Source organism: Belnapia sp. AC561, assembly GCF_979252845.1.
The window spans coordinates 68882-83005 of sequence record NZ_CEEDBP010000024.1 but is presented as its reverse complement, the minus strand read 5'-3'; the positions used below and the strand labels follow the sequence as shown (position 1 = coordinate 83005).

The following is a 14124-nucleotide window of genomic DNA, read 5'->3' as shown; positions in this document are numbered from 1 at the left end:
GGCACCCCGCTTGCATGGGCGCCGCCGCGCCCGCACCCTGGCGGCGCGGCAGGAGAGTGAAGCCGATGCACCGTCGAACCCTGATGCTGGCCGCAGGCAGCGCGCTGGCCGCACCCGCCGCGGTGCGGGCCCAGTCGGCCACCACCCTGCGCTTCACCCCGCAGCAGGATCTGGTGACGCTCGATCCGGTCACCACCACCGCCTATATCAGCCGCAATCACGGCTACATGGTCTTCGACACGCTCTACGGCATGGATGGCGCCTATCAGGCGACGCCGCAGATGGTGGAGGGCCATGTCGTCGGCGACGACGGCAAGCTCTGGACCCTGACCCTGCGGGAGGGCCTGCTGTGGCACGACGGCGAGCGCGTGCTGGCGCGGGACTGCGTCGCCAGCATCCGCCGCTGGGCCAAGCGCGATCCCTTCGGCGCCACCCTGATGGAGGCGACGGACGAGCTCTCCGCCCCCGACGACCGCAGCATCCGCTTCCGCCTGAAGCGTCCCTTCCCGCTGCTGCCCATCGCCCTCGGCAAGGCCTCCGTCCCGGTCTGCGCCATGATGCCGGAGCGGCTGGCCGAGACCGACCCCTTCCGCCAGGTGCCGGAGATGATCGGCAGCGGCCCCTTCCGCTTCGTGGCGGATGAACGGGTGCCGGGCTCGCGGAACGTCTATCGCAAATTCGATCGCTACGTGCCGCGGAAGGATGGTGCGCTGGCCTGGACCTCCGGCCCGAAGGTCGTGCATTTCGACCGCGTCGAGTGGACGACCATGCCGGATAGTGCGACGGCGACCAATGCGCTGCTCGCCGGCGAGCAGGACTGGATGGAGTATGCCTACCACAACCTGCTGCCGCTGATGCGGCGGTCGCGCAACGTGCAGGTGCGGGTGCTGGACAATTCCGGCTTCGTCAGCATGGTGCGGGTGAACCACCTGCAGGCGCCGTTCAACAACCCGGCGATCCGCCGCGCGCTGCTTGGCGCCATCGACCAGACCTCCATCATGCAGGCCATCGTCGGCCCGGCCGAGACCAGCCTCTACAACGTCCCGCTCGGCTTCTTCGGCACCGGCACGCCGATGGCATCGAGCGTCGGGCTGGAGCCGCTCACCGGCCCGCGCGACTACGCCAAGGTGCGCGCCGACCTGCGCGCCGCCGGCTACCGGGACGAGCCGGTGGTGCTCATGATCCCCTCCAATTCCGAGATCAACGCCATCGCCGGCGCCGTGGTCGAGGACCAGTTCCGCCGCGCCGGCCTCAACGTCGAGATCTACGCGGTCGAGTTCAACGCCATGCTGCAGCGGCGCAACCGCCGCGGCCCGGTCGCCGAGGGCGGCTGGAGCGCCTTCGTCACCAACTGGGTCGGCACCGACTGGCTGAATCCCGCCGGCCATATCGCCCTCCGTGGCAATGGCGAGGCCGGCTATGCCGGTTGGGCCACCATGCCGAGGATCGAGGAACTACGCAGCACCTGGTTCGACGCACCCGACCTCGCCGCGCAGCAGGCCATCTGCCGCGACATCCAGCGCGAGGCGATGCGGGAGGTGCCCTACTATCCGCTCGGCCAGTACCTCCAGCCCACCGCCTATCGCAGCAACCTGACCGGTATCCTCGACGGCTTCGCCACCTTCTGGAATGTGAGACGCACATGAGCAACACGCCGCAGCGCGACACCGCGCTCGCCTGGATCGCCGCCAACGAGGCGCGGCTCTCCGCCTTCAATGCCCGCATCTGGGCGCATGCCGAACCGGCCTGGCGCGAGTACCGCTCCGCCCGCGACTACGTCGAGCTGCTGCGGGCCGAGGGCTTCACCGTGGAGGAAGGTTCCGGCGGCATGCCGACCGCCTTCGTCGCGGAGTGGCGCAACGGCGCCGGGCCGACCCTCGCCAGCTTCGCCGAATACGATGCGGTGCCCGGCAATTCGCAGCAGGTGGTGCCGCGCGAGGCGCCGCGCGCGGGGCTGCACCCCTATACGGCGGGCCATACCGACCCGCATTCGGTGCTCGGCACCGCAGCGCTGGCCGGCGTGCTCGGCGCCCGCGCGGCGATGCAGGCGCATGGCGTGCCCGGCACGCTGAAGCTGTTCGGCGAGCCGGCGGAGAAGGTCTGCGGCTCGAAGCCCATCCACGCCGCCAAGGGCTACTACGACGGGCTGGATGCCGCCGTGGTCTGGCACCCCTGGCCTTCCAACACCGTCACCAGCGATACCCATTTCGGTGCTTACTGGAGCGCGGTGATCTCCTTCGAGGCGACCTCGCCCGAGACCTGGATCGACCCGACCCTGGTGCCGATCGAGGGGGCGCATGCCGCCGCCCGCTGCCCCGGCGCGCTCGATGCGCTCTGCCTCATGTACACCACGACGAAATACACCAAGGAGGCGATGTTCCCCCACGCCGGCTCATGGACGCTCAACGAGTTCGTCCTCGGCGATGGCGGCGCCACCTCGGACAACCTGGCGCCCCGCTTCTCGCAGATCCAGTATTCCTGGCGGTCCTCCTCGCTCGGCATCCAGGAGCAGATCTGGCGGGTGCTGGCCAACAACGCCCGCCACGTCGCGGCGATGACGGGATGCCGCGCCTTCGTCCGCTGGGTGACCAAGACCCGCGTCGGCGTGCCGAACCAGGCCATGACCGACCTCACCTGGAAGAACCTGCAGGCGGTCGGCGCGCCGGTCTTCCCGGAAGAAGCGCTGGAATTCGGCCGCGCCATGCAGCGGGAGCTGGGGCTGGATGCGATGCCCGACCCCTTCATCGCCAGCGTCAGCGAGCTCACGCCGCCGGAGGCCTTCGAGGCCAAGCTGCGGTCCGGCCTGCCGTCCTGGCAGAAACACCTCAGTGCCGACGACTATGTGGAATTCTGCTGGCATGCGCCGACGGTGCGGCTGCTGGCCGGGCGGCCGCGGCTGCGCCCGCCAACGCCGGGCTTCGCCTATCCCAACTGGACCTACAACGCCCTCGGCGGGCTGCCGGCGGCGATGGACCCCGGGATGTTCGTCGCGGCCAAGACCATGGCGCTGACGCTGGTGGATCTGGCGACCCTGCCGGAGACGCTGGAAGCAGCACAGGCGGAGTTCCGTGCCCGCACCGGCGGCATCGGCGGGCCGGGTTGGGTCGGGCCGCTGCTGCCGGCGGATTTCGACCCGCCGGTCGACCTGCGCTGGCCGGAATACGTCAGCACCCCGCGCGGCGAGGAATGGTGCATCCCAACGCCGCACCACGGGACGGGGGCAGGGGAAGCGCTGTAGGGGGCCGGGCGAATACGTCTCCTCGGTTCTAGCCTTTTCCCACCCCCCAGAAACACGGAAAGGGCGCCTTCACGATGCCCGTCACATTGCCGCGCCAGGCGGTGTAGTTGAGGAAGAAGCCAGCCGGGACGAAGCTCACATGCGCCATGGCGGCGCGGTTGGCGCCCTCCACCGCGGCACGTTCCGCCGCGGGGTCGGTGGCGTCGAACCAGGCCTCGATCTGCGCCTGCACCGCCGGGGATTTTGCCCAGCCATTGGTCGCGCTCTCCCCGCTGCCATCCAGCGACTTGTGCCCGGCCGGGCTGGCGCATTCGGCGCCGGCGACCCAGGTATGGCAGATGTGCCATCCGCCGGCCTGCGGCGGCAGCTTGCTGGCGGTGCGGCTGGAATGGGCGCCCCAATCCATTGCCAGGAAATCCACCTTGATGCCGAGCCGGGTCAGCAGGTCCGCGGTGATCTCGGCCTGCGCCTTCACCACCGGCACGTCGGTCGCCGCCGGCAGCACCAGTGTCTCCCCGCCATAGCCGGAGGCGGCGAGCAGGCGCTTCACCGCATCCAGGTCGCGCGGCCCCAGCATCGGTTCGCTGCCGGCTTCGGTGTAAAGTGGCGTGCCGGGGGTGAAGAAGCTCGGCATCGGCTTCCACAGCGCCGGGTCGCCGCCGACCACCGCGCCCATGTAGTCCGCCTGGTTGGCCGCCGCCTGCATGACCTGCCGCATCCGCACATCGGCGAAGGGCGGGAACAGATGGTTCAGCTTGAAGATGGCGACATTGCCGAGCGGATCGGCGATGTCGATCCGCACGTCGCGCGCGGCACGCAGCATCGGCGCCAGGTCGGGGATCGGCTGTTCCCACCAGTCGATCTCGCCGCGGCGCAGCGCGGCGGCGGCGGTGCTGGGGTCCGGCATGGTGATCCACTCGATCCGGTCCAGCAGCATGCGCTTGCCGCCCGCCAGCCAGTCCGGCGCCTCCTCGCGCGGGAGGTAGCCGGGGAAGCGCTCGAAGGCGGCCCGTGCCCCGGCATTCCATTCGTCGCGCCTGAAGACCATGGGGCCGGAGCCGATGAACTCCGTGATGTTGCGGGAGGCCTCGGTGCGGGCGATGCGTTCCGGCATGATGACCAGCGCCAGGGTCGTCACCTTGCCGAAAGCCTGCAGCAGCTTGGGGAAGGGCCGGTTCAGCCGCACCCGGAAGCGGCGGTCGTCCACCACCTCCACCGCGGCGAGCGCCGCCTGCAGCTTCCGCCCCATGACATCCTGCGGCATCCAGCGGGCGATGCTGGCGACGACGTCGCGGCTGAGCACTGGTTCACCGTCATGGAAGCGCAGGCCGGCACGGAGCGTGAAGTCCCAGGTCTTCGCATCGGCCGAAAGTGTATGGCCCTCGACCATCTGCGGCCGCGGCACGAAATCGGCGCCTATGCCATAGAGCATGTCCCAGACCAGCAGCGCGCCGTTGCGCACCACTTGGCGGGTGGTCACCACCGGGTCCATGCCGGAGAGATCGGCCTGCGGCACGAAGCGCAGCACCCGCGCGGCCTGCGCCATGGCAAGGCGTGGCGCGGCCAGCAGACCCGTGGTGGCAAGCAGATGGCGACGTTTCATGGCGGCGATCCTTCGCGGAGCGCGTGCCGGCGTTGGGGAAAGCCTATGGAGGTCGCTTGCCCCTGGCAAGCCGTGGGTTAGGCTGCCCCGGCGCAAGGAGATCCCGCATGCCCACGAACATTCGCCCGGATATCGCCATGGCATCGCGGTTGTTCGATGCGCTGCGGGAGCAGACCTTCGACGGCGTCGGCGTCACCCGCGAAGCCTTCGGCCGCGGTGAGGAAATCGCCCATGCGCTGGTCCGCGCGGAAGCCGAGGCGCTGGGCCTCGAGATCCACAACGACCATGCCGGCAACCTCTACATGACCCTGGCCGGCGCCGACCGCGGCCTGAAGCGCATCATCCTCGGCAGCCACCTCGATTCCGTGCCGCAGGGCGGCAATTACGATGGCGCGGCGGGCGTGCTCTGCGGCCTCGCGGTCGTCGCCGGGATGCGCCAGGCGGGCTTCGTGCCGGGGCGGGACATCACCGTCATGGCGATCCGCGCGGAGGAAGGCGGCGCCTGGTTCCCCAACCTGCCCGGCAGCCGCATGGCGCTCGGCACCTATCCCGCGGAAAACCTGCAGGCGAAGCGCAAGGACAGCGGCCAGACCCTGGAACATCACATGCGCGAACTCGGCTTCGACCCCGACGCGGTACGCGCCGGCCGCGCGGAACTGACACCGGACAATGTCCAGGCCTATCTGGAACTGCACATCGAGCAGGGGCCGGTCCTCGACACCGAGGAGATCCCGATGGGCATCGTCACCGCGCTGCCCGGCAACCGCCGCATCCGGCTCGGCACCATCCGCGGCGAGTGGAACCACTCCGGCGCCACGCCACGCCGCTACCGGCATGACGCGGCGCTGGCGCTGGCGGAATTCGCCCATCGGCTGGACCAGTTCTGGGGCGGGCTGGAGGCGGAGGGCGTACCGATGGTCTGCACCTTCTGCACCATCGCCACTTCCGACCAGGCCGGCTTCGGCAAGGTGCCGGGCGAGATCGCCTTCAGCCTGGACCTGCGGGCGCCCGAGGTGGCGACGCTGGAGCGCGCCGTCGCCGAGGTGGACCGGCTGATCGCCGAGATCGAGGCCAGCCGCGGCGTCGCCTTCACCCTGACCGGCCGGCAGCAGGCCGACCCGACGCCGATGGATGCCGGCATCCGGGAGGCGATGCGGCTGGCGGCGGAGGCAGTGGGGACGCCCTACAAGATCATGCCCTCGGGCGGCGGGCATGACGCGGCTTCCTTCGCCCAGGTCGGGATCCCGGCGGCGATGGTCTTCGTGCGCAACCAGAACGGCAGCCATACGCCGCTGGAAGCCATGCGGATCGAGGATTTCGCCGCGGCGACGACGGCGATCGCCCATTGGGCGGCGGCAGCGGCGCGGGTGGGGTAGGGTGCCGCCATCGGGCGGAAGTGGCTGGGGGACCTGGATTCGAACCAAGACTGCCCGAGTCAGAGTCGGGAGTTCTACCGTTAAACTATCCCCCAAGCGGGACCCGCCACCTTACTCTTGGTCGCGGGCGCCGCCAGTACCATTTCCCATCGGACCCTGCAACCCGTTGCCTGCGGAAAGCGCTTGCTCCCAAGCGTGCATCCCCGGATCATGCAGAGGGGTGCCGCAGCAGGCCGCAACCCGCCGGGAAACCCCAGGCCAACGATTATGCCGGATGATGTCCTCCCGCTTCGGCTGACAGAGCCCCCTTTGCCGACCACCGCGCTCCCCGAGCCTGTGGCGCCAGCGGTGCTTGCCACGCGCTATGCCATTCCGCCCGCGCCGGCCTATGCCGCGCTCGACCTCGGCACCAACAACTGCCGCCTGCTCATCGGCGCGCCCACCGGCAGCGGCTTCCGCGTGGTGGACAGCTTCAGCCGCATCGTCCGCCTCGGCGAAGGCCTGGCCGCCAGCGGCCAGCTCGCCGAGCCCGCCATGGACCGCGCCATCGCCGCGCTCTCGGCCTGCGCCGAGAAGCTCGCCCGCCGCCCGATCCGCCAATTCCAGGCCGTCGCCACCGAAGCCTGCCGCCGCGCCACCAACGGCGCCGCCTTCCTGGCCCGGGTCGAGGCCGAGACCGGCCTCCGCCCCCGCACCATCTCGGCGCGCGAGGAGGCCGAGCTGGCGATGGAATCCTGCGCCCCGCTGCTGGAGGAGACGGACCGCCGCGCCCTGCTCTTCGACATCGGCGGCGGCAGCACCGAGATCGCCTGGATCCGCATCCCGCCCCGCGGCGGCCGCCCGGCCGGCGCCCCCATGGCGGAGCTGATCGGCTATGTCTCCCTGCCGCTCGGCGTCGTCACCCTGGCGGAGCGCGCCGGTGCCTCGTGCTTCACCGAGGAAGGCTTCCACGCGGTGGTGGAGGAGGTGGCGACCCATCTGCTGGCCTTCGACCGGGTGCATTGCATCGGCCAGGAGATCCGCGCCGGCGGCGTCCGCCTCATCGGCACCAGCGGCACCGTCACGACGCTCGCCGGCGTGGCGCTGGCCCTGCCGCGCTACCGCCGGCCGCTGGTGGATGGCCGGACGCTCGCCATGGAAACCGCCGACCAGGCGCTCGGCGACCTCTTCGCGCTCGGCCGGGCCGGGCTGGCCGCGCATCCCTGCGTCGGGCCGGAACGGGTCGATTTCGTGCTGCCCGGCTGCGCCGTCTATGCCGCCATCCGCCATGTCTGGCCGCTGCCGGCGCTGACCGTCGCCGACCGGGGGCTGCGCGAGGGCATGCTTCTGCGTATGATGCGGGCCGACCGCTGCGCCGGCGGCTCTCGCCCCGCCGCCCCAAGGCGGGCCTTCACCTGAGTATTGCCCCATAATGAAAAGCCCCACCCCGGGTGGTCGCGGCCTGACCACCCGTCTGAAGACCGCCAAGAAGCGTACCGTCGGCAGCCAGAAGTGGCTGGAACGCCAGCTCAACGACCCCTACGTTCGCGCCGCGCAAGCCCAGGGCCTGCGTTCCCGCGCCGCCTTCAAGCTGCTGGAGCTGGACGAGAAGCATAAGCTGCTGAAGCCCGGACTGCGGGTGGTGGACCTCGGCGCCGCGCCTGGCGGCTGGACCCAGGTGGTGGTGCAGAAGGGCGGCGTCCGCGTCGTCGCGCTGGACCTGCTGCCGATGGACCCGCTGAACGGCGCCGTCATCCTGCAGGGGGATTTCCAGGACGCGGCGGCGGAGCAGGCGGTGCTCGCGGCGCTGGATGGCCCGGCCGACCTGGTGCTCTCGGACATGGCGCCGAATACCACCGGGCATAATGCGACCGACCACCTGCGGATCATCGGCCTGGCCGAGCTGGCGCTGGATTTCGCCCTGAAGGTGCTAGCCCCCGGCGGCGGCTTCGTCGCCAAGGTCTTCCAGGGCGGCACCGAGAAAGGCCTGCTGGATCAGCTCAAGCGCAGCTTCGCCACGGTGAAGCACGGCAAGCCGCCGGCCAGCCGCAAGGACAGTGCCGAGCTCTACGTCGTCGCCACCGGCTTCCGCGGGCGCTGAGGCTCAGCCCCGGGGCAGGCGTCCCGCATCGCGCCGCTGCTCGAAGGCCTTGGCATGGATATAGCCGGCCTCGTGCAGCTCATGCGGCACGCCGGCGGCCCTGGCCGCCTCCAGCAGGAAGCCGAGGATATGATCCGCCTCGATCCGCCCCCCGGCCTCGAGGTCCCGAAGCATGGAGGCTGCATAACCCCCCGCCGGGTCGGCGAACAGCGCTTCGAAATCCGCCAGGAAGCCGGGCCGCATCACATGGCCATTGGCCGCGGCGATGGCGGCGTTGCGGGCCAGGATGCGGTGCATGAAGGCGGCCCCGCCCGGCGCCCGGGCGATCTCGCCGGTATTGGCCCGCATCAGTACGGTGCCGAGCGCGCTGGTGCCGAGATGGACCAGCTTCTCCCACATCCGCCGCATGATATCGGGCACCGCCTCGGCGACCATGCCCTCGGCCCGGCCGGCGATCTCGGCCAGGGCCTGGACGCGTGGGGAGAGGCTACCGTCCGTCTCGCCGAAGGTCAGCCAGCGCCAATCGTTCAGCTGCCGCACCACCCCGGCGGGGGTCAGCGTCGCCTGGATCTTGGCGATGCCGCCGAGCACCGCCTGCGGCCCGAAGGCCGCCTGCAGGGTGGCGACATGCGACAGGCCGTTGAGCACCGGCAGCACCGCCGTACCCGCGCCCATGGCCGGGCGGATCGCGGCGATCGCGCTCTCCAGGTCATAGGCCTTGCAGGTCAACAGGATCAGGTCGTAGCCCGGCCCGGCCTCAGCCACCGTCCGCACCGGGAGGGCGGCATCGCCGAAGGGGCTCTCGATCACCAGCCCCTGCGCTGCGAGCTGCGCCGCCCGGCCGGGACGCACGAAGAAGGTGACATCCGCCCCCGCCTGCGCCAGCCGGCCGCCGAAATACCCACCCAGCGCCCCGGCGCCGAGGACCAGGATGCGCATGGCTCAGGCCGCCTTCAGATGTTCCAGCAGCTTGATGGTCGCCTGCGCCTTGTCGGTGCGGTCGATGGCGGCCAGCTCGGCGGCCAGGCGGTCCATCGCCTGCTCGTAGATCTGCCGCTCGCTGAAGGACTGGTCGGGCTGGCCGGCGTTGCGGTGCAGGTCGCGCACGACCTCGGCGATGGCGATCGGGTCGCCGCTGTTGATCTTGGCTTCGTATTCCTGGGCGCGGCGGGACCACATGGTGCGCTTGATCCGGGCACGGCCCTTCAGCGTATCCAGCGCCTCCTTCATCGAATCCGGCCCGGCCAGCTTGCGCAGGCCGGAGGAGGCGGCCTTGCCGACCGGCACCCGGAGCGTCATCCGGTTCTCGTCGAAGGTCACGACGATCACCTGCAGCGAATGCCCCGCGGCGGACATCGTCTCGATGCCCTGCACGGTGCCGACGCCATGGGTCGGATAGACCACATGATCGCCGGCCTTGAACTCGACCTGCTTGGACGGTTGGCGTTGCGGGATGGAGGGATGGGCGTCCCGCCGCATGGGCATGGGCCCGGTGGGAGGAACGGGGCTGGACTGGGTGGCCAGAGCAGCGTCGGGTTTGGAGACTTCGGGTTTGGGCATCATGGGGGCCGAACTCTGCGCCTCCGCCAGGCCAGGCCTAGTCGCCTCGGCGGCTTTCACCGAGGGCTTCGCGGCGGGCGGGGCTTTGGGGGTGGCAGCTTCGGCGGCAATCTTGGCGGGGGCCTTGGCGATGGCGGCGGCCATGGCACGGGGACGTCCGGTGGCGGTCACGCTGGCGGCTTCGGCCGGGCGGCCCGACGGGGGCTGCTGGCCCGGAGGCTTGGCGCGAGCGGTTGGCTTCATACCGGACAACTCTCCTGCGTCGCCGGCCACGACGGCCCGGCGCCGTTCGGGCGCGCAGGCGAACGCGGGCCTGGACTATCCATTGGCGTCAGAACCGGCCCAAAGTTCCGGCAGCGCCGAGACACCGCATATGGTGCCGTCCCGGGGCATGCGCCAGCTTCGGTCAATCCCGTTCGCGACCCTGTCGAGCCGGTTCTGCCATCACGCTGAAACCACTAGCATAAATTTCGGGACGAGTCATCAGGCGCCGTCCATCCTCCCGGCCACTGTCGTCGTTTTGAGACGACCGCCGGGAGTGGCGGCCTCAGGGCTTGCGTGCCCTCAGGGCTTGCCGGGTGCGGTGCTGAACAGGGCGCGCTTGCCCGGCTTGTCCTTCCACTCATCCGCATCGGCCGGCGCTTCCCCCTTGCGGGTGATGTTCGGCCATTCCGCGGCATAGGTGCGGTTCAACTCGGCATATTCGGCGGCACGGTCGTCGCTGTCCGGGACGATCGCCTCGGCCGGGCATTCCGGCTCGCAGACGCCGCAGTCGATGCACTCATCCGGATGGATCACCAGCATGTTCTCGCCGACATAGAAGCAGTCCACCGGACAGACCTCCACGCAGTCCATGAACTTGCACTTGATGCAATTCTCGAGAACGACATAGGTCACGGCAGGCGGTCCCTCGCGCGGGCGGTACAACAGCCCGAGACATGGACCGGCGCGAAGCCGCTGGCAAGCCGGTCAGGCGCCCGGACCGCTCGCAATGTCCTCGAATAACGCTTGTGCCTCGGTGGCTGGCCCGCGACGCTCGCCGAGGGCGACCACCCGCCAGACCCGCACCACCCCGCGGTCCGGCCCGCCGAGGGCGAAGGTCAGCACATCGCCCGGCCGCAGCTTGTAATGCGGCTTGTCTGTCGGCTGCCGGTTGACCCGGACGCCGCCGGTCTCAACCAGCCGGGAACAGATGGCCCGGGTCTTGGCGACCCGGGCACACCACAGCCATTTGTCGAGCCGCTGCCAGTCGCGGTCTTCCGTCTCCGTCGCCAAGGCTTACCGAAGCTTGAGCTTGGCCAGGATGGCGAAGGGCGAATCGGGGTTGATCCGCGGCTCGGGCGGCTTGCGCGGCTCGGGCCGCTCGCGGATCGGCCCCTGGTAGGGCGGCCGGGCCCGGCTCTCGTCACGGCCGGAACCGAGGCGATTGCCTTCACGCGGCGGGCGCGGCTGGTCGCCACGGTCCTGCCGCTCGGGCCGCGGCCCCTCATGGCGGGTTCCCTCGGGACGGGGTCCATCTGGCCGGGCCCCCTCATGCCGCGGCGGACCCTTGCCCTGATAGGGCCGGCCCTGCTGTGGCCGGGGCCCGCGATCCTGGCGAGGCTCATGGCGCGGGCGCTCCGGCGGCGGCACGGGCGGGCCATACATGCCTTCCGGCAGTGCCGGTGCGGCCTCACGCGGCGGCTGCTGTGGCCGGCGGTCGCGCTGCTGCGGGGCCGGGCCGGCACCCTGGTGCTGCGGCCGGCCGCCGGGACGGCGCTCCGGCCCGCGCGGCTGATGATGCTGCGGCCGCGGCTGGGCGACGCGCAGCGGCGTCGGCGGGCCATACATGCCCTCCTCCAGCGGCGGCGCCTCCATCAGCCGGAAGCCGAGCGCGGCGAGCGTGACGCCCAGCGTATCCGCCTTCACGCCGAGGCGGCTGGCGAGGTCGGGCGGCGGCGGCGCCGGGGCGCGGCGGGTCAAGTAGCCGAGCTCGGCCGCGATGCGCTCCGCGACATCGAGCCGCAGCAGCACCGGCCCGGCCGGGATCCAGCCCATGGTCTCGGCAAAGCCGGTCGGCCAGCCGGCCGGGGGAGGGGAGCCTGGCGGCAGGGCGGTCTCGCCCTCGGCCGGCTCGCGGATCTGCAGCGCCACCAGGCCCGGCGGCGGCAGGGTCGGCGTCTCGATGTTGCGCGACATCGACCAGAGCTGCGCCCTGAGCGCCATGGCGCGGGGCTTCAGCGCCTCCGGCACGAACAGGGCGAAGCGCCCGGCGCGGACGCCGATTGCCTTCAGCTTCTGCCGCAGGTCGGGGGCGATGTTGCCCTCGGTCCCGCCCAGCGCCAGGCCGAGCTGTTCGCGCAGCAGGAAGGCCGGGCCGCGCAGCGATCCCTCGCCCTCGGCCTTGCCCTCGATGGTCGTGAGGATGCCGAGTTCCTTGTTGATCAGCCCCTCGACGAATTTCGCCAGCCGGGCGCGCACGCGCTCGCGCTGGGCGCCATCAAGGAATTCGCTCGGCAGCGGCTCGACCAGCGGCTTGCCGGGCTCGGAGCCGGGGCGGAGCCGGGCGACCTCGGCGATGGTGGCGCCGTTGTTCCAGCTGATGCGGTGGCTGGCGGTCAGGGTGAAGGCATCGTCCTTCGCCATGTCGAGGGCGGCGACGCGGCGCGGCATCTCCTCCTTCAGGGCGCGGCGGGCGGCGCGGAGGACGAGCTTCTTCTCATCCTCGGTCCCGCCCTCGGTCTCTGGATGGAAGAGGAAGCCTTCCACGCGGCCAACCGGATGGCCCTCGACCACCACCTGCCCCTGGCGGGTGACGGCGGACAGCAGCTCATCCTCGGTATCGTCCAGCCGGCGGATCAGATGCGCGGCGCGCCGATCGACGAAGCGGGCGGTCAGGCGCTCGTGCAGGGCGTCGGAGACGGCATCCTCGGCCTTGCGGGCCTCGCCCTGGACATTGGCCGCGTCCTTCACCCAATCCGAACGGGCGGCGACATAGGACCAGACCCGGATATTGGCGAGCCGGGCCATCAGCGTATCGAGGTCGCCCTCGGTGCTGCCGCAGAGGGCGATCTGGCTGAGCACCCACTCGTCCGGCAGCACACCGTCCTCGGCGATATGGCGGAAGACCCGGCTGCAGACGGCGGCATGGCTGTCGTCCGACAGCTTGCGGAAATCGGGGATCTGGCAGGCTTCCCAGAGCAGCCGCACCCGGCCGCGGGTCGCCGCCAGGCCACGGATTTCGGCATCCCGCGCCAGCATGGAGAGCGTGATGTGGTCGGTCGCGTCATGGCCTTTGGCCAGGCCCGGCTGCGGCGCCGGCGCGGCGAGGCTGTCGAGCAGCGCATCGACATTGGAGAAGTCGAGGTCGCTGTTGCGCCAGGCAAGCGTCTGCAGGGCCTCGAAATTATGCTTCTCGATCTTGTCGACGATCTCCTCCGGCAGCGGCGGGCAGTCGCCGGTCACGCCGAAGGTGCCGTCGCGCATGCCGCGCCCGGCCCGGCCGGCGATCTGCGCGGCTTCCTGGGCGGTGAGCTGGCGTGGCTTGTGGCCGTCGAATTTCTGCAGGGCGGCGAAGGCGACATGGTCCACGTCCATGTTCAGCCCCATGCCGATGGCATCCGTCGCCACCAGGAAATCGACCTCGCGGTTCTGGTAGAGCGCGACCTGGGCATTGCGGGTCCGCGGGCTCAGCCGGCCCATGACCACGGCGCAGCCGCCGCGGCGGCGGCGGATGGCTTCCGCGATCGCATAGACCTCGGCGGCGCTGAAGGCGACCACGGCGCTGCGCGGCGGCAGGCGGGTCAGCTTCTGCGGCCCGGAATGGGTGAGCTGGGAGAGCCGCGGCCGGGTTTCGATCTCGGCCTGGGGCACCAGGCGCTGCAGCAGCGGCCGGATCGTCTCGGCGCCGAGGAACATGGTCTCGACCATGCCGCGGGCATTCAGCAGCCGGTCGGTGAAGACATGCCCGCGGTCCGGGTCGGCGCAGAGCTGGATCTCGTCCACCGCGAGGAATTCCACCCGCCGGTCCAGCGGCATGGCCTCGACCGTGCAGGCGAACCACTTCGCCTCCGGCGGGACGATCTTTTCCTCCCCGGTGATCAGGGCGACGTAGCGTTCCCCCTTGGCGGCGACCATGCGGTCGTAATTCTCGCGCGCCAGCAGGCGGAGCGGGAAGCCGATGATGCCGCTGGAGTGCGCCAGCAGGCGGGTGATCGCCAAATGAGTCTTGCCGGTGTTGGTGGGGCCCAGCACGGCACGAACACGGGCGTCAAACATAGGGGTATGG

11 protein-coding genes and 1 tRNA gene are annotated in these 14124 nt (G+C 70.8%); 5 read left to right on the top strand and 7 right to left on the bottom strand.

Translation table 11 applies throughout. From position 1 onward, the window contains the following. Positions 1-65 precede the first annotated feature (65 nt). Complete coding sequence (locus AC0IW9_RS19130; protein ID WP_471649887.1) at positions 66-1646, top strand: ABC transporter substrate-binding protein; 1581 nt, start codon at positions 66-68, stop codon at positions 1644-1646. Then, complete coding sequence (locus AC0IW9_RS19125; RefSeq protein WP_471649886.1) at positions 1643-3238, top strand: zinc-binding metallopeptidase family protein; 1596 nt, start codon at positions 1643-1645, stop codon at positions 3236-3238. The genes AC0IW9_RS19130 and AC0IW9_RS19125 overlap by 4 nt, the downstream gene beginning before the upstream one ends. 28 nt (positions 3239-3266) lie before the next feature. On the opposite strand, the gene AC0IW9_RS19120 is transcribed toward AC0IW9_RS19125, so the two are convergent. Beyond that, positions 3267-4841, bottom strand: a complete 1575-nt coding sequence (locus AC0IW9_RS19120; protein ID WP_471649885.1) for an ABC transporter substrate-binding protein — start codon at positions 4839-4841, stop codon at positions 3267-3269. Between the two features lie 107 nt (positions 4842-4948). Between AC0IW9_RS19120 and AC0IW9_RS19115 the strand changes: the two genes are divergently transcribed. Beyond that, the gene (locus AC0IW9_RS19115; protein ID WP_471649884.1) at positions 4949-6217 is read left to right on the top strand and encodes a hydantoinase/carbamoylase family amidase; all 1269 of its coding nucleotides are present in this window, start codon (positions 4949-4951) and stop codon (positions 6215-6217) included. A 21-nt stretch (positions 6218-6238) separates the two neighbouring features. Here the strand turns inward: AC0IW9_RS19115 and AC0IW9_RS19110 are convergent. After that, positions 6239-6312, bottom strand: a tRNA-Gln gene (locus AC0IW9_RS19110). A gap of 253 nt (positions 6313-6565) precedes the next feature. On the opposite strand from AC0IW9_RS19110, the gene AC0IW9_RS19105 reads away from it, so the two are divergent. Further along, entirely contained in the window at positions 6566-7615 is a 1050-nt protein-coding gene (locus AC0IW9_RS19105) for a Ppx/GppA phosphatase family protein (RefSeq protein ID WP_471649883.1), read from the top strand. A 13-nt stretch (positions 7616-7628) separates the two neighbouring features. Beyond that, entirely contained in the window at positions 7629-8297 is a 669-nt protein-coding gene (locus tag AC0IW9_RS19100; RefSeq protein WP_471649882.1) for an RlmE family RNA methyltransferase, read from the top strand. Positions 8298-8300: 3 nt separating this feature from the next. Here the strand turns inward: AC0IW9_RS19100 and AC0IW9_RS19095 are convergent, their stop codons facing one another. The 5 genes from AC0IW9_RS19095 to AC0IW9_RS19075 all read right to left on the bottom strand — a co-directional run bounded on the left by AC0IW9_RS19095 (position 8301) and on the right by AC0IW9_RS19075 (position 14114). Continuing rightward, complete coding sequence (locus AC0IW9_RS19095) at positions 8301-9236, bottom strand: ketopantoate reductase family protein (RefSeq protein ID WP_471649881.1); 936 nt, start codon at positions 9234-9236, stop codon at positions 8301-8303. A gap of 3 nt (positions 9237-9239) precedes the next feature. Then, a complete protein-coding gene (locus AC0IW9_RS19090) occupies positions 9240-10100 on the bottom strand; it encodes a CarD family transcriptional regulator (RefSeq protein ID WP_471649880.1) in 861 nt (286 codons plus the stop codon). A 321-nt stretch (positions 10101-10421) separates the two neighbouring features. Continuing rightward, positions 10422-10754, bottom strand: coding sequence for a ferredoxin FdxA (gene fdxA / locus AC0IW9_RS19085; RefSeq protein ID WP_471649879.1), 333 nt, complete (start codon positions 10752-10754; stop codon positions 10422-10424). 72 nt (positions 10755-10826) lie between these two features. Next, complete coding sequence (locus AC0IW9_RS19080; protein ID WP_471649878.1) at positions 10827-11132, bottom strand: RNA-binding S4 domain-containing protein; 306 nt, start codon at positions 11130-11132, stop codon at positions 10827-10829. Between the two features lie 3 nt (positions 11133-11135). Then, positions 11136-14114, bottom strand: a complete 2979-nt coding sequence (locus tag AC0IW9_RS19075) for a helicase-related protein (RefSeq protein WP_471649877.1) — start codon at positions 14112-14114, stop codon at positions 11136-11138. Positions 14115-14124: the final 10 nt, after the last annotated feature.

Coding starts and splice junctions, on each gene's coding strand:
- AC0IW9_RS19130 (WP_471649887.1), top strand. CDS start 66: ATGCACCGTCGAACCCTGATGCTGGCCGCAGGCAGCGCGCTGGCCGCA.
- AC0IW9_RS19125 (WP_471649886.1), top strand. CDS start 1,643: ATGAGCAACACGCCGCAGCGCGACACCGCGCTCGCCTGGATCGCCGCC.
- AC0IW9_RS19120 (WP_471649885.1), bottom strand. CDS start 4,841: ATGAAACGTCGCCATCTGCTTGCCACCACGGGTCTGCTGGCCGCGCCA.
- AC0IW9_RS19115 (WP_471649884.1), top strand. CDS start 4,949: ATGCCCACGAACATTCGCCCGGATATCGCCATGGCATCGCGGTTGTTC.
- AC0IW9_RS19100 (WP_471649882.1), top strand. CDS start 7,629: ATGAAAAGCCCCACCCCGGGTGGTCGCGGCCTGACCACCCGTCTGAAG.
- AC0IW9_RS19095 (WP_471649881.1), bottom strand. CDS start 9,236: ATGCGCATCCTGGTCCTCGGCGCCGGGGCGCTGGGTGGGTATTTCGGC.
- AC0IW9_RS19090 (WP_471649880.1), bottom strand. CDS start 10,100: ATGAAGCCAACCGCTCGCGCCAAGCCTCCGGGCCAGCAGCCCCCGTCG.
- AC0IW9_RS19075 (WP_471649877.1), bottom strand. CDS start 14,114: ATGTTTGACGCCCGTGTTCGTGCCGTGCTGGGCCCCACCAACACCGGC.